Source organism: Butyrivibrio sp. AE2015 (assembly GCF_000420825.1).
In the GTDB taxonomy this organism is placed as follows: domain Bacteria; phylum Bacillota; class Clostridia; order Lachnospirales; family Lachnospiraceae; genus Butyrivibrio.
Window position 1 is genome coordinate 86,513 of sequence record NZ_ATVR01000007.1, and the last position, 23,754, is coordinate 110,266.

Annotated in this window: 26 protein-coding genes; 25 read left to right on the plus strand and 1 reads right to left on the minus strand. The window is 39.1% G+C overall.

From position 1 onward, the window contains the following. The 22 genes from G585_RS18785 (at position 1) to G585_RS0105635 (ending at position 17,739) form a co-directional block, all read left to right on the plus strand. Positions 1–1,089, plus strand: a complete 1,089-nt coding sequence (locus G585_RS18785) for a glycoside hydrolase family 25 protein (RefSeq protein ID WP_022773560.1) — start codon at positions 1–3, stop codon at positions 1,087–1,089. A gap of 4 nt (positions 1,090–1,093) precedes the next feature. Continuing rightward, positions 1,094–1,936: an AraC family transcriptional regulator gene (locus G585_RS17245; protein ID WP_022773561.1), complete on the plus strand. Its 843-nt coding sequence runs from the start codon at positions 1,094–1,096 to the stop codon at positions 1,934–1,936. Positions 1,937–2,024: 88 nt separating this feature from the next. After that, positions 2,025–2,375: a YlxM family DNA-binding protein gene (gene ylxM, locus G585_RS0105540; RefSeq protein ID WP_022773563.1), complete on the plus strand. Its 351-nt coding sequence runs from the start codon at positions 2,025–2,027 to the stop codon at positions 2,373–2,375. Continuing rightward, on the plus strand, positions 2,375–3,745 hold the full coding sequence (gene ffh, locus G585_RS0105545; protein WP_022773564.1) for a signal recognition particle protein: 1,371 nt from the start codon (positions 2,375–2,377) through the stop codon (positions 3,743–3,745). The genes ylxM and ffh overlap by 1 nt, the downstream gene beginning before the upstream one ends. A gap of 83 nt (positions 3,746–3,828) precedes the next feature. Beyond that, on the plus strand, positions 3,829–4,071 hold the full coding sequence (gene rpsP / locus G585_RS0105550) for a 30S ribosomal protein S16 (RefSeq protein ID WP_022773565.1): 243 nt from the start codon (positions 3,829–3,831) through the stop codon (positions 4,069–4,071). 47 nt (positions 4,072–4,118) lie between these two features. Further along, complete coding sequence (locus G585_RS0105555; RefSeq protein WP_022773567.1) at positions 4,119–4,346, plus strand: KH domain-containing protein; 228 nt, start codon at positions 4,119–4,121, stop codon at positions 4,344–4,346. 91 nt (positions 4,347–4,437) lie between these two features. Next, a complete protein-coding gene (gene trmD, locus G585_RS0105560) occupies positions 4,438–5,187 on the plus strand; it encodes a tRNA (guanosine(37)-N1)-methyltransferase TrmD (protein WP_026663808.1) in 750 nt (249 codons plus the stop codon). Continuing rightward, positions 5,184–5,696, plus strand: a complete 513-nt coding sequence (rimM, locus tag G585_RS0105565) for a ribosome maturation factor RimM (RefSeq protein ID WP_022773568.1) — start codon at positions 5,184–5,186, stop codon at positions 5,694–5,696. The genes trmD and rimM overlap by 4 nt, the downstream gene beginning before the upstream one ends. A gap of 75 nt (positions 5,697–5,771) precedes the next feature. Next, complete coding sequence (gene udp / locus G585_RS0105570; RefSeq protein ID WP_022773570.1) at positions 5,772–6,548, plus strand: uridine phosphorylase; 777 nt, start codon at positions 5,772–5,774, stop codon at positions 6,546–6,548. A 51-nt stretch (positions 6,549–6,599) separates the two neighbouring features. Then, positions 6,600–7,820: a BMP family lipoprotein gene (locus G585_RS0105575; protein ID WP_022773571.1), complete on the plus strand. Its 1,221-nt coding sequence runs from the start codon at positions 6,600–6,602 to the stop codon at positions 7,818–7,820. Positions 7,821–7,887: 67 nt separating this feature from the next. Then, positions 7,888–9,462: an ABC transporter ATP-binding protein gene (locus G585_RS0105580; protein WP_334290926.1), complete on the plus strand. Its 1,575-nt coding sequence runs from the start codon at positions 7,888–7,890 to the stop codon at positions 9,460–9,462. A 1-nt stretch (position 9,463) separates the two neighbouring features. Beyond that, on the plus strand, positions 9,464–10,594 hold the full coding sequence (locus tag G585_RS0105585) for an ABC transporter permease (RefSeq protein WP_022773574.1): 1,131 nt from the start codon (positions 9,464–9,466) through the stop codon (positions 10,592–10,594). Further along, the gene (locus tag G585_RS0105590) at positions 10,594–11,535 is read left to right on the plus strand and encodes an ABC transporter permease (RefSeq protein ID WP_022773575.1); all 942 of its coding nucleotides are present in this window, start codon (positions 10,594–10,596) and stop codon (positions 11,533–11,535) included. Before G585_RS0105585 ends, G585_RS0105590 begins: the two co-directional genes overlap by 1 nt. Positions 11,536–11,543: 8 nt before the next feature. Further along, on the plus strand, positions 11,544–11,969 hold the full coding sequence (locus tag G585_RS0105595; protein WP_022773577.1) for a cytidine deaminase: 426 nt from the start codon (positions 11,544–11,546) through the stop codon (positions 11,967–11,969). Between the two features lie 149 nt (positions 11,970–12,118). Continuing rightward, a complete protein-coding gene (rplS, locus tag G585_RS0105600) occupies positions 12,119–12,469 on the plus strand; it encodes a 50S ribosomal protein L19 (RefSeq protein ID WP_022773578.1) in 351 nt (116 codons plus the stop codon). Positions 12,470–12,547: 78 nt separating this feature from the next. After that, positions 12,548–13,144 (plus strand): signal peptidase I, encoded by a 597-nt coding sequence (gene lepB / locus G585_RS17250; RefSeq protein WP_022773579.1) that lies wholly within the window; start codon positions 12,548–12,550, stop codon positions 13,142–13,144. After that, on the plus strand, positions 13,141–14,022 hold the full coding sequence (gene ylqF / locus G585_RS0105610; protein ID WP_022773580.1) for a ribosome biogenesis GTPase YlqF: 882 nt from the start codon (positions 13,141–13,143) through the stop codon (positions 14,020–14,022). Before lepB (G585_RS17250) ends, ylqF begins: the two co-directional genes overlap by 4 nt. Positions 14,023–14,046: 24 nt before the next feature. Continuing rightward, positions 14,047–14,580, plus strand: coding sequence for a signal peptidase I (gene lepB, locus G585_RS0105615; protein ID WP_022773582.1), 534 nt, complete (start codon positions 14,047–14,049; stop codon positions 14,578–14,580). Continuing rightward, the gene (locus tag G585_RS0105620) at positions 14,580–15,341 is read left to right on the plus strand and encodes a ribonuclease HII (RefSeq protein WP_022773583.1); all 762 of its coding nucleotides are present in this window, start codon (positions 14,580–14,582) and stop codon (positions 15,339–15,341) included. Before lepB (G585_RS0105615) ends, G585_RS0105620 begins: the two co-directional genes overlap by 1 nt. Then, complete coding sequence (gene fliK / locus G585_RS0105625) at positions 15,338–17,050, plus strand: flagellar hook-length control protein FliK (RefSeq protein ID WP_022773584.1); 1,713 nt, start codon at positions 15,338–15,340, stop codon at positions 17,048–17,050. The genes G585_RS0105620 and fliK overlap by 4 nt, the downstream gene beginning before the upstream one ends. Positions 17,051–17,052: 2 nt before the next feature. Next, complete coding sequence (locus G585_RS0105630) at positions 17,053–17,349, plus strand: EscU/YscU/HrcU family type III secretion system export apparatus switch protein (protein ID WP_022773585.1); 297 nt, start codon at positions 17,053–17,055, stop codon at positions 17,347–17,349. 27 nt (positions 17,350–17,376) lie between these two features. Then, positions 17,377–17,739 carry a YraN family protein gene (locus tag G585_RS0105635; protein ID WP_022773587.1) on the plus strand — a complete coding sequence of 121 codons (363 nt, stop codon included), beginning with the start codon at positions 17,377–17,379 and terminating at the stop codon, positions 17,737–17,739. Positions 17,740–17,743: 4 nt separating this feature from the next. On the opposite strand, the gene G585_RS0105640 is transcribed toward G585_RS0105635, so the two are convergent. After that, positions 17,744–19,462 carry a DUF6044 family protein gene (locus G585_RS0105640; RefSeq protein ID WP_022773588.1) on the minus strand — a complete coding sequence of 573 codons (1,719 nt, stop codon included), beginning with the start codon at positions 19,460–19,462 and terminating at the stop codon, positions 17,744–17,746. Positions 19,463–19,643: 181 nt separating this feature from the next. On the opposite strand from G585_RS0105640, the gene pgeF reads away from it, so the two are divergent. The 3 genes from pgeF to G585_RS17255 all read left to right on the plus strand — a co-directional run bounded on the left by pgeF (position 19,644) and on the right by G585_RS17255 (position 23,752). Next, on the plus strand, positions 19,644–20,513 hold the full coding sequence (gene pgeF / locus G585_RS0105645; protein ID WP_022773589.1) for a peptidoglycan editing factor PgeF: 870 nt from the start codon (positions 19,644–19,646) through the stop codon (positions 20,511–20,513). A 90-nt stretch (positions 20,514–20,603) separates the two neighbouring features. Next, positions 20,604–21,305 carry a response regulator transcription factor gene (locus G585_RS0105650; protein WP_022773591.1) on the plus strand — a complete coding sequence of 234 codons (702 nt, stop codon included), beginning with the start codon at positions 20,604–20,606 and terminating at the stop codon, positions 21,303–21,305. Continuing rightward, on the plus strand, positions 21,299–23,752 hold the full coding sequence (locus tag G585_RS17255) for a sensor histidine kinase (RefSeq protein WP_022773592.1): 2,454 nt from the start codon (positions 21,299–21,301) through the stop codon (positions 23,750–23,752). Before G585_RS0105650 ends, G585_RS17255 begins: the two co-directional genes overlap by 7 nt. Positions 23,753–23,754 lie beyond the last annotated feature (2 nt).

Genomic DNA, 23,754 nt, shown 5'->3' on the forward strand with positions numbered 1-23,754 from the left:
ATGAATAGTTCATCTGGGGAATTTCGCGAGAGAAGGGGTGTCAGGAACACTCATAATATTATATCTATAATATTCTTAAGCCTTGTAGCGCTTTTGGCGCTGTCTTTTAGCATTGCGCTTCTGATAAAAAATGCCATGCTTAAAAGAGAGGAAGAGGCTGTAAGGAGCGAGCTTGAAGCCCTGAATAATGAGGGCTATTACACAGAAGTTGAGACACAGATCCTTGTTGATGAGGCTAAAAAGGTTGCCGCTGAAGAAACTGAGAAATCAATCAAGGGTACGATCCAGAAAAAGCTTGAGTCCGGCGAAGGTACTACTTCGACTATCAGGTCTCTTTTTCCTGAACAAATTGTTGTTGCCAGTGATGGAAGATATTATTTCTTCCCAATAACAGATGAGATAGAGCATCATCCATTTGATGAAGATGATTTCGAATTTGATGAAAAGGGTTACCTTCAGTACGTTGGTGATGATGAGAGTATTAAGACCAAAACAGGGATTGATGTATCAAGATTCCAGGGTGATATAGACTGGAAGAAGGTTGCCGGTGCAGGAATTGACTTTGCTATCATAAGGACAGGCTTTAGAGGAACCACAGAAGGTAAGCTTCTTCAAGATGATTATTTTGAAGATAATATAAAGGGCGCCACAAAAAATGGCATTGATGTTGGTGTTTATTTTTACTCGCAGGCGCTGAATGAAACAGAAGCTCTTGAAGAAGTTCAGATGATGCTTGACATGATCGAACCGTACGAGATCAAGTATCCTGTTGTTATCGACATAGAATCTGCTGATTCCGATTCAGCAAGAACAGTTAATCTCTCAAGCGATTCTTATGAAGAGGTTGCCAGGGTTTTCTGTGAGGCTGTTAAAAAAGCAGGCTATAAGCCGATGATTTATGGCAATGTTAAGTCATTTACGCTTTTGATGGATGCTGCTGATGTAGATGACTACGATATTTGGATTGCTTACTACGGAACACCACTTTATTATCCATATCACTTTGATATGTGGCAGTATACATCCACTGGAAGTGTTGATGGAATAACAGGCAACGTTGACCTTAACATTTGTATAACAGATTATTGATCATATGGACACAAAAGATTACGAACAGAAGGGCTATCTAAACGAAGACTATAAATTCTTCCATATATGTGATAATGAGAATATTGATATACCCTTTCATTACCACGATTTTGATAAGCTTATTCTGATACTGAATGGAAATGTGAAATATATTATCGAAGGGCGAGAGTATGAACTTTTGCCCTTCGATTTTGTGCTTGTAAACAGGTTTGACATACATAAGCCTGTTTGCGAGGAGGGCGATGGGAAGAAGAAATATGACAGGATAATTCTTTATCTCAACCATGATTTTCTTGAGAAATATGGGCTTTTAGATGCTTTTATTAAGGCAAAAGAAATGGAGAGCTGCGTTGTCAGATTCCCAGCTGATATCAGCACTAAGATATATGATGCTTTTAAGAAAATAGAAGAAGACCTTAAAGTGGAAGACAAAGAATATGCAGGTCACCTGTCTACAGGAATAGATGTGCTGCGAGCTTTGATCGAGTTTAATAAGGCCTGCATATCAGAAGAAATCGGGTTTACTCAGGAAGCAAGATACAACAGAAAAGTAATTGATATCATAGAATATATAAACAAAAATCTTTCCAAGGACCTTACAATTGACAAACTTGCTGATAATTTTTATATGAGTAAATATCACATGATGCGCGTATTTAAGCAGGAGACAGGCTACTCAGTTCATCAGTATGTTTCCGAAAAGAGAATCCTTTTTGCAAGGACTCTGATAATGTCAGGAACTCCTGCAACCAGTGCTTGCCTTGAAGCAGGGTTTAAAGACTATTCATCATTTAGCAGGGCTTTTAAACTTCAGCTTGGGATACTTCCTTCAGAACTAAAGATATAGTGAGATATAGGTGTCAAGAAAAAATACTTGACACCTCTTTTCTTTTTATATATTATAGACATTGTTGATTTTTAGGAAGAGGTATATCATGGAGAAAATCGTAGAACAGGGTCTTCTATATGATTTTTACGGCGAGCTTCTGACAGAGCATCAGAGACAGATCTATGAAGCTGCTGTATACGATGATATGTCACTTACTGAAATAGCAGATGAGCACGGTATCAGCAAGCAGGGAGTACATGATCTTATAAAGAGATGTACCAAGACTTTGCAGGGATACGAGGATAAGCTTCACATGATTCGAAGGTTTGAAGCTATCAAGGAGAGTGCTAAAGAGCTAAAAAGCGTTTCTGATCATAATGGAGATATGTCAGATGAGGAGCTTCGAAAGAGGCTGGGCAGTATTTCCGACAGAATTTTAGAGGAGCTTAATAACTAATGGCTTTTGAAAGTCTTACCGATAAATTGCAGGATGCCTTTAAGGGGCTTAGGAGCAAGGGAACTTTAACTGAAGATGATGTAAAAGCTGCTTTAAAAGAAGTTAAGATGGCTCTTTTGGAAGCGGATGTTAACTTTAAGGTTGTCAAACAGTTTGTTTCTTCAGTTCAGGAGAGAGCAATCGGCGAGGAAGTTCTAAACGGACTGAATCCTGCTCAGATGGTCATCAAGATTGTCAATGAAGAGATGACCAAGCTCATGGGCTCTGAGACAACAGAGCTTATGCTTCAGGATAGCAAGTATATCACTGTTATCATGATGTGTGGTCTTCAGGGTGCTGGTAAAACAACTACCGCAGCTAAACTTGCCGGAAAACTTAAAGGCAAAAGAAAACCGCTGCTTGTAGCCTGTGATATTTATAGACCGGCGGCTATTGATCAGCTTGAGGTCAATGCTAAAAAGCAGGAAGTTGATTTCTTTTCAATGGGCACAGATGTTAGCCCAGTTAAAATTGCTAAATCCGCAATGGACTATGCAAAAGAGCATGGCCACAATGTTGTGATTTTAGATACAGCGGGTCGCCTTCAGATTGATGAAGCGATGATGAAAGAACTGCGTGATATTAAGGATGCTGTTACAGTGCATCACACACTCCTTGTAGTAGATGCCATGACTGGTCAGGAAGCGGTTAACGTTGCTGAGCAGTTCAATGAAAAGGTCGGCATAAACGGAATCATCCTTTCTAAGATGGATGGTGATTCACGAGGCGGTGCAGCTCTTTCAACCAAGGCAGTTACAGGAAAGCCTATTCTGTTCGTCGGTATGGGCGAGAAGTTATCTGACCTTGAACAGTTCTATCCGGATCGTATGGCAAGCCGTATCCTTGGAATGGGAGATGTGCTAAGCCTTATCGATAAAGCCGTTGAGGCAAACGCAGAGCGTGATGCTGAAAAAGACCGCGAGATGGTCTCCAAGATGAAGAAGGGCAAGATCGACTTCGAAATGTATCTTGAGAGCATGAAGCAGATGCGCAATATGGGAGGACTTGCTTCCATAATGGGAATGCTTCCGGGTATGGGCAAGATAAGCGATGATCAGCTCCCTGATGAGAAACAGCTTGCAAGGATTGAAGCTATTGTACTTTCAATGACTCCTGAAGAGCGCAGGAATCCTAAACTTATGACTCCACAGAGAAAGTTCAGGATTGCTAAGGGATCAGGTAACGATATTGCAGCTGTAAACCGCTTCATAAAGCAGTTTGAACAGATGCAGAAAATGATGAAGCAGATGCCAGGTCTTATGGGCGGCAAGAGAGGATTTGGAAAATTTGGTAATCCTTTCGGAGGCTTCGGCGGCAATAAGTTCTTTTGATATGTGATTCAGCAAATAGCTGGTTTATCCATATAAATACAATATTATTTAATTTTTTATTCATTTTACGGAGGAAATTTAAAATGGCAGTAAAGATCAGATTAAAGAGAATTGGTAAGAAGAAGGTTCCTTTCTACAGAATCATCGTTTCTGATTCAAAGTTCCCTGTACAGGGTAAGTTCATCGAGGAGATCGGAACATACGATCCTAACACAGATCCTAGCACAGTAAAGTTCAACGAAGAACTTGCAAAGAAGTGGCTTTCAAACGGTGCACAGCCTACAGAGTCTGTTGCAAAGCTTCTTAAGCAGGCTGGTATCAAGTAATAAAACTTGAATTATAAATTTTAATTACTTGTGCCGGAGGTTAATCAATGAAAGAGTTAGTTGAAGTAATCGCAAAATCGCTCGTTGATAATCCTGAAGAAGTCGTTGTGACTGAGAAGGCAGAGGGGCGTAATATTATGATCGAGCTTCATGTTGCACCTTCAGACATGGGCAAGGTAATTGGCAAACAGGGACGCATTGCTAAGGCAATCAGAGCTGTTGTAAAGGCTGCTTCTACCAGAGAAAACCTTAAGGTAGACGTGGAGATAGTTTAAGCCAAATATTATTGAGTCGAATTGGTAACATACCAATTCGGCTCAAATTTAAAATAAGCATTTATGCTTGTAATTTTTAGTGGGATATAAGATGAATTTTCACATCATGACATTGTTTCCCGAAATGATTCAGAGTTCTCTTTCAAGTAGCATTACAGGAAGAGCTGAAAATAAGGGATATATTTCTTTTAATGCAGTAAATATCAGAGATTATTCTAATGATCTCAAACATCACAAGGTTGACGATTATACATATGGTGGCGGTGCTGGTATGCTTATGCAGGCACAGCCTATTTATGATTGTTTTATAGATATCAAAAACAAGATCATCCAAAACGGTGGGAAGTCTCCAAGGGTCATTTACGTTACTCCTCAGGGAAGCGTATTTAACCAGCAAAAAGCTCAGGAGCTCTCAAAAGAGGAGGATCTTGTTTTTTTATGCGGCCATTATGAGGGCGTAGATGAGAGAGTTTTAGAAGAGATTGTTACTGACTATATTTCAATCGGAGATTATGTCCTTACTGGTGGAGAGCTTCCGGCCATGGTCATGATCGATGCAATCTCAAGGCTTGTTCCCGGTGTTCTTAATAATGATGAGTCTGCTCTTACGGAGAGTTTTCACAATAATCTTCTTGAGTACCCTCAATATTCAAGACCGGAGGAATGGATGGGCAAAAAAGTGCCTTCGATTCTTTTGTCGGGAGACCACAAGAAGGTTGATGAGTGGAGACTTGAGCAGTCGATTATAAGGACAAAAGAAAGGCGTCCTGATCTTTATGAAAAGTGGCTTTTAGAAAATCCGCCAAAGCCTGAGAAAAAGAAAAGAAGGAGAATAAAATGACAGATAGATTTCAGGTTGGTGTAATAGCATCTACACATGGCCTTATGGGTGAAGTTAATGTATTTCCTACAACTGAGGATCCGAACAGATTTAAGAAACTTAAAAAAGTAACTCTTCACACCCAGAGAGGAGAAGAGATGGAGCTTGATGTTCAGAGCGCAAAATTTTTCAAGAAATTTGTCATTGTTAAATTCAAACAGTTTAATAATATAAACGAAGTTGAGAAATTCAAGGGATGCGAGCTAACCATCGAGAGAAAAGATGCTCTAAAGCTTAATCCCGGCGAGTATTACTGCGCAGATCTTATTGGTCTTGATATAGTCGATGAGGATGGAAACGTTCTGGGGAGCGTGACGGATGTTATTCAGACCGGTGCCAATGATGTCTATGAGATGAAAAGGACAGATGGCGGCGAGAACGTCTATATTCCTGCTATAAAAGACTGTATAAAAGAAATAGATATAACGAAAAAAAGAATTATTATACATGTTATGGATGGACTTATGTAAATCCTGATGACTTTTATTGCTAAATAAACTATAATTATATGTGTTAGTTTTTTACTAGGAATGTGAGGAAAAGTAATGGTTGATTATACAGAAGGTGCGGGGTACCAATATCATACACACGTTGCTCCGGGAGATGTAGGAAGATATGTTATTCTTACTGGGGATCCTGGACGTTGTGAGTCTATTTCCAAGTTATTGGACAATCCCAAATTTGTTGCTTATAACAGAGAATATAACTGCTACACAGGATATCTGGACGGAGAAAAGGTAAGTGTTATTTCCCATGGTATCGGTGGAGCATCTACTGCAATATGTATTGAAGAGCTTGCAAAGTGCGGCGCAGATACATTTATCAGAATGGGTACTTCAGGTGGAATGCAGGATGATGTAATCGGAGGCGATATAGTTATCGCGTCAGGAGCTATAAGAGCTGAAGGCACATCTAAGGAATATGCTCCGATCGAGTACCCGGCAGTTGCTTCTTTTGAAGTTGTAAATGCTTTGGTTGAGGGAGCTAAAAAGGCAGGAGCCAATTACCACGTAGGTGTTGCACAGTGCAAGGATTCTTTCTTTGGACAGCATGAGCCTGAGACAAAACCTGTTGGTCCGGAGCTTTTATATAAGTGGGATGCATGGATCAAGTGCGGCGCCCTTTGCTCTGAAATGGAAAGCTCAACATTATTTATAGTTGGTAGTTATTTAAGACTTCGTACTGGTGCGGTTTTGCTTGTTGTCGCAAACCAGGAGCGAGCTAAAAAAGGTCTTTCTAATCCTCAGGTACACGAAATGGATAAAGTGTACAGTACAACAATAGAGGCCATTAGAAGACTCATTGCCTCGGATAAAACCTGAAAAGGGGTTTATCAATAAATGTTTTCATTAATCAAAAAATGGAGGACGATTATGAAAAAGAAATTTTTAGCAGTACTTATGGCTGCAACAATGGTTTCTTCACTTGTAGCTTGCGGACAGACAGCTACTACAACAACAGAAACTACTGAGACAACTGAGGCTACTCAGGAGACACAGGTTACTGAGCCAGCAGCTGAAACAGCAGCTGAGACTACAGAAGCTGGTGACAAGATGATGATCGCTATGGTAACAGACTACGGCGATATCACAGACCAGTCTTTCAACCAGTCAACTTATGAGGCTTGTAAGGCATTTGCTGAGGCAAACAATGCTGAGTTCACTTACTACAAGCCAGAAGGCGACTCAACAGCAGAGAGAGTTGCTATGATCGATAAGGCTGTATCTGATGGTTACAACGTAATCGTAATGCCTGGTTATGCATTTGCAGAAGCTATCGTTGAGACAGCTGATATGTACCCAGACGTTAAGTTTGTTGCTCTTGATGTTTCTGAGTATGACCTTGAAGGTGATGGATCTGATTTCAATTCAGAGACATATCCTAACGTATTCTCAGCAGTATATCAGGAAGAGCTTCCTGGATACATGGCTGGTTATGCTGCAGTAAAGATGGGCTATACACAGCTTGGTTTCCTTGGCGGTATGGCTGTTCCTGCTGTTATCCGTTATGGCTATGGCTTCGTTCAGGGTGCTGACGCTGCTGCAAAGGAGCTTGGCGCTGACGTTTCTATCAACTATGCATATGGTAACCAGTTCTACGGTGATTCAGATATCACAGCTGCTATGGATACATGGTATCAGGGCGGCACACAGGTAGTATTCGCTTGTGGTGGCGGTATCTTCACATCAGCTGGTGAGGCTGCAGGCAAGGTTGGCGGAAAAGTTATCGGTGTTGACGTTGACCAGTCAAAGACTATCGATGGAATGTTTGAAGCAGGTATGACTGTTACTTCAGCTATGAAGGGCCTTCAGGCTACAGTTAACACACTTCTTGCTGCTATCAGAGATGGTCAGTGGGATTCTTATGCCGGCAAGATTCTTAACCTTGGTCTTGTTTCTGGCGATGACACATCACTTAACTATGTTGGTCTTCCAGAAGATACAACAATTTGGACAGAATCTTTCACAGTTGATGATTACAAGAAGCTCGTTGCTGATATGGTAAGCGGCGCTGTAACAGTATCTAACGATACAACAGCAGCTGAGCCTACAGCAGAGAATGTAAAGATCAACTTCCAGGGCAATATTAAGTAATAATTACTTCAGTATGAAGTTCAGGGACCGGAAGCCTCAAAACTTTCGGTCTCTTTTTACCAGTCAAATGGTGATTAATATTGGTAGGAGGAAAAAGAAGGTGGCTTTAGAAAGCGCGTATGCTATTGAAATGCTAAATATAACAAAGCGTTTCCCTGGAATAATTGCGAACGACAATGTTACTATTCAGCTCAAAAAAGGTGAAATACACGCTCTTTTAGGGGAAAATGGTGCTGGTAAGTCAACACTCATGAGCGTTTTGTTCGGCCTTTATCAGGCAGAAGAGGGGACAATTAAAAAGGATGGTAAGGTTGTTACTATCAACAATCCTAATGATGCCAATGACCTTGGAATAGGAATGGTTCATCAGCACTTCAAACTTGTTCAGTGCTTTACTGTTCTTGATAACATCATCCTTGGGGTGGAGACAACAAAACATGGATTTTTACAGAAAGATGTAGCAAGAAAGAGAATCTTGGAGCTTTCTGACAAATATGGTCTTAAGGTAGATCCTGATGCAAAGATTGAGGATATTACCGTAGGAATGCAGCAGAGAACTGAAATTCTTAAGATGCTCTACAGAGATAATGAGATTCTTATTTTTGATGAGCCTACAGCTGTTTTAACTCCTGCAGAAATTGATGAACTTATGCAGATCATGAGAAATCTTGCAAAAGAGGGTAAGTCAATTCTCTTTATTTCTCACAAGCTTGCTGAGATCATGTCTGTTGCAGACAGATGCACTGTACTTAGACGTGGTAAGTACATTGGAACTGTTAATATTGCTGACACTAATCAGGAAGAGCTCAGCCGTATGATGATCGGTAGAGATGTACAGCTTGTCGCAACAAAGGAAGATAAGACACCTGGTGATGTTATTCTTCATGTTGAGAATATGACTGTTCCTTCCAAGCTTCACCATAACAATGCAGTAAAAAATGTTTCTTTTGATGTAAGATCAGGAGAAATCGTATGTATTGCCGGCATCGATGGCAACGGTCAGACAGAACTTGTTTATGGTTTATCAGGTCTTGAGAATATTACTTCCGGTAAGATCACGCTTTCAGGAAAAGACATTTCTCATGCATCTATCAGAGAGAGATCTCTTAGCGGAATGAGCCATATTCCTGAAGACAGACACAAACATGGCCTTGTTATGGACTATTCACTTGCCTATAATCTTGTGCTTCAGAGGTATTTTGAACCACAGTTTAGTTCAAAGGGATTCCTTAAAAAAGGCGAGATAAACAAGTATGCTGAAAAGCTCATTGATCAGTATGATATCAGATCAGGCCAGGGTGCTCCTACAATTGCAAGGAGTATGTCAGGTGGTAACCAGCAGAAAGCAATCATTGCTAGAGAAATTGATAAGGATCCGGATCTTCTGATCGCGGTTCAGCCTACCAGAGGTCTTGATGTAGGCGCTATCGAATATATTCACAAGCAGCTTATTGCCAGAAGAGATGAGGGACACGCAGTTCTTTTGGTTTCTCTTGAACTGGAAGAAGTTATGAGTATATCAGACAGAATACTTGTTATGTACGAAGGCGAGATAGTAGGAGAGTTTGATCCAAAGAAGACAACTCCTGAAGAACTTGGTCTTTACATGGCAGGAGCAAAGAGAAAGGAGGCTGGAGCTTAAAATGGCTGGAAATAACAGAAAAATGGAAAAAGAAAGCTTTTTCTCAAAGCCGGCAGTCCAGTCTATAACTGCGTCATTACTTTGTATAGTTATAGGACTATTGATAGGATACATTGCCCTTCTTATCATTAACCCTGTTGGTGCTACAGAAGCTATTATCACAATTATAAAGAACTATTTCACATATCCATCAAAGGCGGCAGCACTTAAGTACCTTGGTAACACACTTGTAAAGGCAGCACCACTTCTTATGTGTGCTTTATCTATTCAGTTCTGTTATCAGGCCGGATTATTCAACATTGGAGCTGCAGGACAGTACGTTGCCGGAGCAGGAGCTTCACTTTATTTTGCACTTGGTTTTGGACTTCCATGGTATATATGTATTCTTGCAGCACTTGTTGCTGGTGGAATCTTCGGAATCATCGTTGGAATTTTAAAGGCATATCTCAATGTTAATGAGGTTATTTCAGGAATCATGCTTAACTGGATTGGACTTTATACAGTTAATATGCTCCTTGGAGGCGTAAAAGAGGTTTCAAGCCCTTATACACTTTCACTTGCAAGTACTAATCCTTCGGCTATCATTCCTTCACTTGGACTTGAGAAGCTCTTTTCAAACAATAAGTATGTTACAATTGCGATTCCTTTAGCTGTGATTATTGCGATCATTTTAAAGGTTATCTTGAGCATGACTGTATTTGGATATGAGATCAAGGCAACAGGTATTGCAAAGGATGCTGCAAAATACAGCGGAATGAAAGAAAAGAAGAATGTTATTCTTACTCTTTTCATCGGCGGTGGTCTTGCAGGTCTTGGAGCTGCATTCCTTTTCCTTACAGGATATGAGCAGTGGTCTGTAACACAGTCATCTGTTCCTGGAATGGGCTTTAATGGTATTGCTGCAACATTCCTTGGCGGACTTGATCCTATAGGAACAATTTTTGCATCATACTTTATTCAGCACATTACAAGTGGTGGTTCATACCTTGATAAGAACGTTTATCCATCACAGATTTCAGATTTTATATCTTCAATAATCATCTACCTCTGCGGATTTGTTCTCTTCTTTAAGTTCTTCTTAAACAGCAGAATAAGAGCCGGCAAGGAAAAGAAAGAAGGAGGTAATAAATAATGGTATTACTTCTTCAATACACATTACTTTTTTCATCAGTACTTATCCTGGTTGCTCTTGGTGGATGTTTTTCGGAGCATTCAGGTGTTATTAACCTTGGACTTGAGGGAATAATGGTTATGGGAGCTTTAGGCGGAGCCCTTACATTAAAGGTTATTTCACCTACACTTCCCGCTATAGTTATTGTTCTTACAGTGTTACTTACTTCAACTTTGTGCGGAGTACTTTATTCAGTTCTTTTGGCTTTTGCCTGCATCAATTTCAAGGCAGATCAGACACTGGTAGGAACAGCTCTTAACATGCTTGCGGCAGCTGCTGCAACAGTTATTGTCAAGACTATCAATATTGCTGAAAATCCTGATAACGTATCATCAACTGTTCAGTATGTAGCTTCTAAAAAAGCTCTTGTCGTTAACATTGGAAGCTTCCAGTTCAACTGGTTTATGCTTGTAGCTCTTATAGCTCTTATAGCAGCTTATGTTATTCTCTATAAGACAAGATTTGGCTTAAGACTTATGGCTTGCGGTGAGCATCCTCAGGCTGCTGACAGTGTTGGAATCAATGTTTATACAATGCGCTGGGCCGGTGTTCTTATTTCCGGAATGCTTGCAGGAATCGGTGGTATTGTCTACATTACAGCCGGAGTAAGTGAATGGAAGTTCGAAAACGGTGTTGCAGGTTTTGGATTCCTTGCCCTTGCAGTTATGATCTTTGGACAGTGGAAGCCTCTCAACATTGGTCTTGCAGCTTTGTTGTTTGGGTTCTTTAGAGCTCTTTCCAACGTTTACTCAGGATTTGACTTTTTGGCAGCGCTCAATATTCCGAGTTCTGTATATAATATGATGCCTTATATCATTTCTCTTGCAGTACTTGCATTTACGTCTGCGAACTCAAGAGCACCTAAGGCAGAAGGAATTCCTTACGACAAGGGATCAAGGTGATTTTTTATATGAATGAAAAACAAATTAAAGAATTAATAGAGAAAGCTTTGGATATGAGAAATTTTTCTTATACTCCATATTCTCACTTCAATGTTGGAGCAGCGCTTCTTAGTGCTGATGACAGGATATTTACAGGATGCAATATAGAAAATGCTTCTTATACACCTACCAATTGCGCAGAGAGAACAGCTTTTTTCAAGGCGGTAAGTGAGGGCGTGCTCACTTTTAAAGCAATAGCAATTGTGGGAGGACCTGCAGATGCAACAGAGCTTGAATACTGTCCTCCATGTGGAGTTTGCAGACAGGTTATGAGCGAGTTCTGCGATGATGAGTTTATAGTTATTGTTGCAAAATCAACTGATGAATACAGGGTATATACCTTACCTGAAATCCTTCCAGACAGATTTGGACCTACAAATCTCATTAAAAGATAAGAATCATTTGTTGACGGATTAACATATTTTGTGTTATATTATAGTACGTTGTGAAAATCAGACGGTCCTCTGTTATGATTTAGAGTCGGAAATTCATCTGATTCTGTAATATTACATATTAAGAACGTCCATAGAATAGGAGAAAAGATATGAGTACAATTATCGAAGAGCTCGAGAAGGAGCAGCTGAATGCTAACGCACCTCAGTTCAACACTGGTGATACTGTAAGAGTACACGCTAAGATTAAAGAAGGAAACCGTGAAAGAGTACAGGTTTTCGAAGGAACTGTTAAGAAGATCCAGGGCGGTAGCAACCGTACAACATTCACAGTAAGAAAAGAGTCTTACGGTGTTGGCGTTGAGAAGACTTGGCCACTTCACTCACCTATCGTTGAGAAGGTTGAGGTTATCAGAAGAGGTAAGGTTAGAAGAGCTAAGCTTAACTACCTTAAGGGTCTCACAGGTAAGAAGGCAAAAGTTAAGGAACTTGTTACCAGATAAGTTGTTAGTTAAAAGGCAGTTACTTTTTAGTAATTGCCTTTTTCTTTACTTACATTCCATGCCAGACAGAGGATGAATATGTTCAGGAAGAAAAAAAGAAATCTCTACCTAAATCCCAAGAAAAAGATAATTACACCCAAAATGCTTCATGAGATTTTTTCATGGCTATTTGTTACAGTAGTAGCCATCTTTTTTGCATTTGTATTTGTAATCGCATTTGGAATGCAGGTTACTAATATTGGAGATTCCATGACGCCAACACTTGCCAATGGTCAGGTGGTTTTGGTAAACAGGCTACAGTTTAAGATATTGCGACCTTCTACAGGCGATATCATAGCTTTTTTACCAAATGGCAATGCTAACTCGCATTACTATGTTAAAAGAGTTGTCGCCTCTTCCGGGGACAAAGTTCAGATAATTGATGGATATTTATATGTAAACGGTGAAAAAACTGAAGATACAGATGAAATATATGATAAAATGGAAGATGCAGGGATAGCTGCTAATGAGATCAAGCTTGGAAGCGGCGAATATTTTGTCCTTGGAGATAACAGAAATAGTAGTGAGGACTCAAGAAGTGCCAATATTGGTATTGTTAAGACCAATATGATTATTGGCAAAGTGTGGTTTAAACTTGCTGGTAACGATAACAGCGGAGGTTTTATTTTAGAATGAATTTGCAATGGTATCCTGGTCATATGACAAAAGCAATCAGAATGATGCAGGAAAACATTAAATTGATAGATATTATAATTGAAGTGGTAGACGCCAGAATTCCGGCGGCATCCAGAAACCCTGATATTGATGAGCTTGGTAAAAACAAGTTCAGACTTATAGTTTTAAATAAGTCTGATCTGGCCGATAATCAGGTGACTAAAAAATGGAAAGAGTATTATGAAAAACAGGGCCTGTTTGTAATGGAGATGAATTCCAAAACAGGTAATGAGGCAGGTAAAGTTAAGGACCTTGTTCAAAAAGCCTGTGCTGAAAAGATAGAAAGAGATAAGAAAAGAGGAATTGTAGGCAGACCTATAAGAGCGATGGTTGCCGGTATTCCAAATGTTGGTAAGTCGACATTCATAAATAAGCTTGCAGGAAAGGCTTCTGCAAAAACAGGCAATAAGCCCGGAGTCACAAAGGGTAAACAGTGGATCACCCTTAGTAAGAGTATGCAGCTTCTAGATACTCCCGGTATTCTGTGGCCTAAGTTTGAGGATGAGCAAGTGGGGCTTAGACTTGCACTTATTGGTTCAATGAATGATGAGAATCTCGACATTGCTGAGCTTGCCTGTGAACTGATAAAGAAGCTTGAAAAGTTCTATCCGGAAGCAATTTTTGAAAAATATGGTATTACCAAAGAGCAGCTCACTGAACTTGAGAAGGATCAGTATTCTACTCCTGCAAGCAGAGTTTTATCAGCAATTGCCATAAACAGAAAGTGCCTTCTTGCAGGTGGTAACCCGGATATCTCAAGAGCGGCAGCGCTTCTTTTGGATGATTTTAGAAACGGAAGACTTGGCAAAATATCTCTTGAAAGACCAGATGAACAATAAACTATAATACGATGGGCGAATGTTATGAAGAAGTTTCTTAAAGAATTATTTAGCACAATAATCTATTTAGCAGTCATTTTTCTTTTGACATTTCTATTTATTACCTTTGTTATGCAAAGGACTGAGGTAAGTGGTCAGTCTATGGAGCCAACGCTTCAGGACGGAGATTCGCTTCTTATTGAGAAGGTATCTTATAGATTCAGTTCACCAAAGAGGTTTGATATCATAGTATTTCCGTATCAGTACGGCGACAATCAGTTCTTTATCAAAAGAATTATTGGTCTTCCGGGCGAGAGTATCAGGATTGACATTGATGGAAACATATATGTGGACGGTGAGATCTTAAAGGAAGGCTATGGCGCAGAAGTTATACTTGATCCGGGTAGGGCTGAGACGGAAGTTGTCCTTGGCGAAGACGAATATTTCGTCATGGGTGATAACAGAAATCACAGCATGGATAGCAGGGATATTTCTGTTGGTAGTATCAATAAAGCTGATATTACGGGCAGAGCCTTCATTCGTATTTTTCCATTTTCTAAATTCGGGAGCATAAACTAATGGGTTCAATGACAGATATTAAGGCAGCGTTACAGTTTGCGGCAACAAGGGAAGAGTATGTTTCTTTTATCGAGGAATATTCATCTGATGAGAGGGCAGGCGTAAAAAAGCTCGTAGAATCAGCTGAAAAGAAATTAAAAGCCCTTGAAAAAGAAATGGCCCGTATAGAAGAGATGAAAAAATATGAGAAAGAATATGCTCATTTGGGGCCCATTTGCGGAATTGATGAAGTGGGAAGAGGCCCTCTTGCAGGACCTGTCTATACAGCTGCTGTTGTGCTTCCGCCCGATTGCGATATTTTGTATGTTAATGATTCAAAGAAATTATCCGAAAAAAAGAGAGAAGAGCTTTACGATGTGATCATGGAAAAGGCTCTTGCTGTCAGCATTGGATGTAATTCTCCTGAGAGAATTGATGAGATCAATATCCTTAATGCTACAAAAGAAGCTATGGTCATGGCTGTAAAGAACCTCAAAGTTAAACCGGCAACTCTTTTGATCGACGCAGTTCACCTTGATGGTCTTGATGAATATAATCAGGTATCCATCATTAAGGGCGATGCAAAGAGTATCTCCATAGCTGCTGCCAGCATAGTGGCAAAGGTTACAAGGGACAGGATGATGAAAGAGGAAGCCAAAAAGTATCCTGAATATTTCTTTGATTCAAATAAAGGCTACGGAAGCCAGGACCACATTGAAGCTCTAAAGAAATATGGTCCTTGTCCAATACACAGAAGGTCGTTTATAGGTAATTTCGTATGAGTGGTATTTCCAGCGTATCACAATCAAATCAGCCTATAGTTCTGAATGGTAGCAGTCTCCAGATTCCACAGGAACAGGGGGAGGCTTTAAACCTGAAAAATGGTGCTGTCATTCAGGGGACTGTTGTGTCTGTAAATGATACCCCTGATGGAAAGCTCGTAAATATAAATGTGTCCGGTAATGAAATATCTGCTAAGTTACAGGACGGAATGGACCTTAGAGAAGGCCAGTCCTTGCAGTTTGCAGTTAAAGGTCTAAGTTCAAGGGCAGTTACCATAATGCCTCTATTTGAGAATACTGCAGCTATGCAGAGCACTATTAAGGCTTTGACAGCTGCCGGACTTGAGAATACCCCTGAAAATGTTCAGATGGTAAAAGACATGATGGAAGCCGGTCTTCCTATCGATAAAGCATCTTTGCAGGAAATGAGCAAGAATCTAAACTTGTTCTCTGATTCATCTGTTTCAACTTTGGTTGAGATGAAGAGCCTGAATATCCCAATAAATGAAAATAACATAAATGGTTTTGAAAGCTACAAAAACTATGAGCATCAGGTAGTAAATGAGATGGAAGATATAATAGAGTCTCTTCCTGATACATATAATGCGCTTGTAGCAGGTGGTGAAGAGGCTAAAGCTCTGAATTTGTATGGCTCTGTATTAAAGCTCTTCGGGCAGGAAAATGCAGAAAACAATATGGGGCAGGAGATGGATGGCGTTTCGCAAGCAGCTAAAGATGTCACTGGAGAGGCTGAAGCAGAAAATGGATCTATACAGGGTACCCTCGATTCAGGAAAAGAAATTCTTGATAAAAGCGGAAATACTAACAAAGATCTGGCTCTTTCCTTAGAAAGCATAAATAAGGAGCCGGGTGCCTTAAAAGAAGAGGCAGTTATAAATAACAAGGCTGTTTCTGATGAGTTCATTGATACGTTAAAAAATCTTGGTGTTTCGGATAAAAGTATAGATAAACTAATAGCTTCATCTGATTCAAAAGCTCTTTTAAATGAACTTGCAAAAAGCTTTGAAGGTGCTGATCTTACTAATGTTGTAGAAAATGCAGCATGGAAAAAGCTTTTTGCAAGTGATGAATATAACAAGATCATAAAGAACAATATTTCGGAGCAATGGCTCTTGAAACCATCAGAGGTTGAGGATAAGGAAAATATCCAGAATTTGTATCAGAGGCTCAATAATCAGGTGAAACACCTTGCTGAAACGGTGAATAACACAGGACTTGCTGAATCAAAGCTTGGTCAGTCCATTAATAACCTTTCTAATAATCTGGACTTTATGAATCAGCTGAATCAGATGTTTCAATATGTTCAGCTTCCGCTTCAGATGGCGGGGCAGAACGTGCACGGGGATTTATATGTCTATAGGAACAAGAACAGAAAAATGAGTGAAGACGGATCTGTCAGTGCGGTGCTTCATCTTGATATGGATAATCTTGGACCTATTGATGTCTATGTTAAAATGCTTGAAAAAAAGGTTACCACAAACTTTTATGTGGCAGATGATTCAATACTGGATCTTATCAATGACAATATACATATTTTGAATGAGAGACTTGAAAAACGTGGCTATTCCATGAATGTAACACTTAAACTTCAGGATGATATGGACGGCGAGGATGCAGCGGTTGATGAGATGTTTGATGTTGCAAGAACACCTATATTATCCACAACATCTTTTGATGCGAGGGCATAAAAATGGCTGATGAGAAAAGAGAAAAACAAAAAACTGCCGTAGCTCTTGCGTACGATCCTAACGAAGACGGAGCGCCAAAAGTCATCGCTTCAGGTAAGGGAGCTCTTGCTGAAAAAATCATAGAGCAGGCAAAAGAGAATAAGATTCCTGTTCATGAAGATGACAAGCTTGCAGAGACCTTATCTAAATTGGAAATAGGCGAGATGATACCGCCTGAGCTCTATGAAGTGGTAGCAGAGATCCTTGTATTTGTTGATGCAATGGACAAGATTAAGGCAAAAGACCGCTCAAGAAAATAAAGTATTTAAAAGGAACAAGAAATAAAAGTGAATAAAAGAACAACAGGATCTTGGTATGAAGATATGGCTTGTGATTACCTTAAGAGCCAAAATGTAAAGGTCTTAAAAAGAAATTTCAGAGTAAGAAGTGGTGAAATAGATATTGTTGCATTTGATGAAGGATATTATAGCTTTATCGAAGTTAAATACAGAAAAAACAATAAATATGGCGGCCCGGAGGCCGCCGTTGGTTTTGCAAAACAAAAACAGATATGTAACGTATCAAGGTTTTATATTTCTTTTAACCACATACCTGAAGATGCGCCTGTAAGATATGATGTGATAGCCATAAGCGGAGAAGAAGGTGCATGTAAGATAAAGTGGTATAAAAATGCCTTTGAGTACATTTAAAACTTTAAATACTGTATAGCCATATTGTATATGGCGAAGTCTTACTTTCATACTGACCTATTAGCTCTATGCCAAGGTCATCTGCGTTACTTATTTCTATTCTTGAGAAAATATACTTCCCGTTTAACTTTTTGAAAGAATTAACATCAATTAAAAGTCTTTTGTCTGTGACATCCTTTGTTCTTACAGGAGACCAGATGGAATCTACAGTTCCTGAATAAATGTAGGCTCTAGCTCCCCATTGATCGTAATATTCCCTGGCTGACTCTGACTCCTCAAGGGCCGGAGCAATAATGTTTCTAAAAGAATCCTTATAGGACTGATAGTAGTAACTAAGGCATCCATCAAGAGTAGATATTCCGTTATATGACAATATTGCCGGGTGGAAACCATAGGCAACAGCGTACTCGCCATCATAATCAATATCTTCTTTGATGCTTTCGAATAAGTCAGCTGAATAGAACTCACCGTATGAAAGGGTTTCTGACTTGTCGTTTTTTATGAGCTGCCAGACGTTGACATATACAGTGTTAAAAAAGTCATTATATAAAGACTGAGTGCCTAAAACAGAGAGAAGTACAAGGCTTATTACGATAATTGGAAGCTTCTTAAAACGGCCTGATAATCTGATAGTAATTATGACTATTTCTAAATACCACAAAAATGGATTAAAGAATAATGTTCTGTTAAACTGCCAGCCCTTTAGAGGGGAAAAAATGATCTCAAAAAGACTTCTTATAGGTTTGCAGTAGTACAGACCATAAATTATGCAGTTAAAAACTATAAAATAGAGAACAAGATTAAATGGATCTGTAAGTAGTTTTTTATAATCTTTATCCTTAATGTGCAGGAAATTGATCACGAAAAAGGAGATGATCACAATTGGCATTGCCACAAACCTGTGAAGGTCATCGCAGTGGAACATGTTATTTACAAACACATCCTTTATGGTTAAAAGAATCTGACCAAAACTGAAATTCTCAATGACCATTTCATCCCTTATTGTCTGTTCGCTACCGGCAAAGATAAGGAGAAAAAGCCTGTATTCGATAAGTATGAAAGAAATCGAAATAAGAACTATGCTAATGATAAGCTGCACATTTATCTTTTTATCCTTGATCAGTCTGTAAAGGAAATAGATAAAGATATATCCGATTATGAATGGACCAAAGAATGTGAAATATGACAAAGTAGGATAGAGAAAAAGAAGTATATAATACTTAACCTTTTTTTCTGTCATAACTTTCCTTAAAAGATAGATGAGCAGAGGGATAGAAGCAAAGGCAAAAGAAAAAGCGGGATAAAGCGGAAGCAGTCCATATATAAAGCTGCCAAGAACTATAGCCCATTCATATTTCTTATAATTGTCCTTTAAAACATCTTTTCCAAGAAGAATTCCGGAGAAAGTCGCTATGAAGATCTTTAAAAAGTAACCGATAATATACGCTGTGAAATTAGGAAAAAGCATATATAAAACGGCATATAAATAAAACTCTGAAAGGAGAAAGTTTCTATCAATTCCTCCAAGCAAAGGTACGGTAACACTATGCGAAAAGAAAGCATTATTTAGTTTTAAGATCTGGTAATCTGCGATGTGAATATCAAGATTATCGTGAACACCAATATATGTGTGATTTTTTCCTGCAATAACGAATGTTATAAGTTCGATAGCAGTAATAAGGATGACAATTCCCCAATACCAGTTTGATTTAATTTTTTTCATATTCTCCTCGAGATATATGTTGTAATTAAGAATCAAGGAAAATTATATCATAGCTTTTGAATCATTTACAATTGAGAGGGCGGCATTAAGGTATGAAAGTAAGGCGTCTTGCATGTATGGTAGAGTTTATCAAATTATGATAAAGTGTGTAAATACGATAGATACTAAATGAGGAAGAAAAATGACAGATAAGACATTGATCAGATATGGAAAAAAAGTAACTACTCAGATAAGAGAAAAAAATGGTGTGAAATATATTGTTTTTCCTGAAATTGAAAAACTAGGGTTTGTGGATCATCTTTTTTCTACCAGGATAGGCGGAGTCTCTACAGGAGATTACGCAACCATGAATTTGAGCTATACGCGTGGAGATGACAAGGAATGCGTGGATGAGAATTATAGAAGGATAGCGCAGGTTTTAGGACATGGCAAAGCTTTAGACGACTTCGTTTGTACTTTCCAGACACATACTACCAATATAAGAGTTGTTACAGAAAGTGACAGGGGAAAAGGACCAGCAAGAGTCAGGGACTACACAGATATCGATGGACTTATCACAAATGTCCCTGGCATTATTCTTGGTACATTTCACGCTGACTGTCCGCCAGTTTATATTGTTGACCCTGTTAAAAGAGCTATTGGTCTTGTTCATTCAGGTTGGAAGGGAACCCAGGGAGAAATTGGCAAAAAAGCAATTGAGAAAATGAGTGCTACGTATGGCACTAAGCCTGAGGACTGTGTATGTGCAATAGGGCCGTCAATATGCGGTGAATGTTATGAGATAGGCGAAGATGTAGCTTTGGAATTTGCCAAGGCTTATACTGAAAAAGAATTGGAGAATAATAAGATATTAGTGCCTTATCCCAATAACAAATACAGATTATATCTATGGAATGCCATAAAGCTTTCTTTGCTAAGGGCAGGAGTATCGGAACAAAATATAATTGTCACAGATATATGTACAAAGTGTAATCCTGAACTTTTATTTTCACACAGGGTACACGGCGAAAAGCGCGGAAATCTCATGGCTTTTTTAACCATTAACGAATAATCGTTAAATTCTTAAGAAATCTTAAGAATTTTCGTAGGTAAATCTTAAGAATTTTCTGATTTAATAGAATTATAAGATATGGAGCAGAGTATGGAGAACATATTAGTTTGCGATGATGACAAAGAAATAGTTGATGCGATCGAGATCTATCTTTCACAGGAGGACTTCAGAATATATAAGGCCTATGATGGGGTAGAGGCACTTGATATCATTAGGAAAACAAAGATATCACTGGCAATTGTAGACATCATGATGCCCAAAATGGATGGGATGAGAATGGTGATGGAGCTTAGAAAATTCAGTTCTATTCCTGTTATATTCTTATCTGCCAAGTCAGAGGATTCTGATAAGATATTGGGACTTAACATCGGCGCCGATGATTATGTCACAAAGCCCTTTAATCCTCTGGAGCTGGTTGCAAGAGTCAAGTCCAACTTAAGACGATACACAACCCTTGGAAGCATGGAAGATAAGGAGAATGTCTATAAGACCGGTGGCCTTGTTATTGACGACAATTCCAAGGAATGTTTTGTAGATGGTGAAAGGATAAGACTTACGCCTATCGAATATAATATTTTAGAGTTTCTTGTGAAAAATAAGGGCAAGGTATATTCGATCAATCAGATCTATCAGAGCATCTGGCAGGATAACGGATCTTTTGCTGCAGACAATACAATAGCTGTCCATATCAGACATATCAGAGAAAAAATAGAGATCAATCCAAGAGATCCAAGGTACCTCAAAGTTGTGTGGGGTGTGGGATACAAGATTGAAGATGAGGAGCCATGTTAAAAAAGCCAATTAATTTTAAAATTCTTACATTGATCCAGCATGTTCTTGCGGCATTTATAGCCTTTTCGCTGGTCTTTATATTTGCCGGGACCAGCATAATCATTACAGGTGCCAGGGGAGATTATTCCTACACATTGTATGAATCAGACAGGAACAGAGCCTATGAGGATTCATATCTTTTCAACAACATTCTTGGCAATAACCTTGCTGATGTCATAAGGCTCATAGCCATCAGAAGCCAGTTAGAAACGGCAGGCGAGTACGACAGCGAAAAGACAATTGATGTAACTGCCTATGTGAACAGAGGAACTACGCTTCCGGGAGACTACGTCACTGCTGTTTATACAGTATCAGATCTTTTAAAGTGGGCCCAAAGTGGCTTTACTTATGAAACAAGAAATTTCACCGAGGAAGAGAGCAGCTCATTTTTAAGTGCCACAACTACATATACGCACCTTAAGAACAATCTTATGTCAGGTGGGATGAATTCTTATCTTAGTTCCGGGCTTTCTGATAACAGCGTTGCCTTTACAGTTTCAGGAAATTCCGTTCCTTCGGGAGGTACTCACAATATTCTCGTTTCAAGATATCAGACTGTAGATGGGAAAAATATTGAGGACCTTGTATCAAACTGGGAAGAGTACAGCCTTTTGTGCAGTAATGTAGAGGAGGCTGCGGGAACGCTTTTATCCAACTTCGAGGAATATGGAAAGCTCCTTTCGTACTATGGATATCAGTCAAGTAACTTAAGGTACTATATTTCCAGAACAGTAAGTGGCAGTACATCTGTGTTTACCAATATTTCCGAGCTTTCTGGAGAGACAACCGGAATAGATATAAAGAGTGTATTTGAAGGCTACGGCAGATACATATATTACTGCCCATATGAGCTTAAGTACGAGACCAACACTCTTATAAAAGAAAACGTGGTAAGAAGCCTTCTTAAAACTTACAGCTACGCCTATCCTGATCAGATAAAGGTTTACGTGGCTGTAGATACTTTAGGCTACCCATGCAGCGATGATTTTTATCAGGGAAAGAGCAGTTTTGCCAAATATATGCCTTACAGGACACAGATCTTGATACTGTGCTTTGTTGCGGCATTCATGTATATACTTCTGTTTATAATAACTCTTAAGACGCCTGTTATTGTAAACGGAAGTACTATAAAGACCGAGATAGCCTGTCTTAAGAATATTATAATAATGGCGGCTCCTTTTGGTGCTTTTGTACTGGCGTCTGTTATAACACAGATGAGTTACATGAAGATGGTTCGGCTTGAGAACTTCCCCGTATATGCGGCTTTAGGTGCTTTCGTGTTTAATGTTGGATTTCTGGGACTTATTTATGGTATTGCAGATAAGGTAAAAGAGAAGGCTCTTTGGAAAGATTCTATCCTAAGAATGGTAATTATTGGGGCAAAGAATCTGATCCTTACAACTACTGACAATGGAAATGTGATCATAAGGACCTGGATTCCATATATATTTTTTGTGGTAATAAATCTTTGCCTGTTTAAAATAGGTCTTGCAGGTGTAATTATCGCAGCATTTTTGGATATACTAATTGGTATATATCTGTACAGACAAAACCTTGACAGAGACCGTATCATCAAAGTCATAGAGCAAATAAAAAATGGGGACGTTAAATCAAAGGTCGACGTTTCAGCACTTCATTCAGACAATATAGCTCTTGCAGATGCAGTTAATTCCATTGGTGAAGGAATTGAAAAAGCTGTGGATACCAGTATGAAGGATGAAAAACTGAAAGCAGATCTTATAACAAATGTATCTCATGATATTAAGACTCCGCTGACTTCCATAATCAACTATGTGGACCTTATAAAGAGGGAAGATATCGGTAATGAGAGAGTAATCGAGTACGTAAATATACTTGATCAAAAATCTCAAAAGCTTAAAAAGCTTACTGAAGATCTGGTTGAGGCTTCAAAAATAAGTTCGGGAAATATTAGTATTGAGCTTTCAAAAATAGATTTTGTTGAACTGATCAATCAGACTATCGGCGAATTTTTCGAGAAGTTTGAAAAAAGTGGCCTTACTCCGATTTTTAAAGCCCAGGAGACGAATATATCCATAGTTGCAGATGCAAGGCACTTATGGAGAGTCTTGGAGAATCTTTTTAACAATACCTGTAAGTATGCCCTGTCAGGAACCAGAGTATATCTGGAGATGTACACTTTGGAGGATGCAGAAGGCAAAAAGAAAGCCTTCTTCTCAATTAAGAACATATCTGCAAAAGAGCTTAACGTAAGTGCCGATGAACTGACTAAGAAATTTATAAGAGGGGATGAATCAAGGACAACTGAAGGAAGCGGACTTGGACTTTCTATTGCCAAGAACCTTACCATTGCCCAGGGCGGAACCTTTGACATCAGGCTTGACGGAGATCTCTTTAAAGTAATAATTGGATTTGATATTGCAGAATAAAA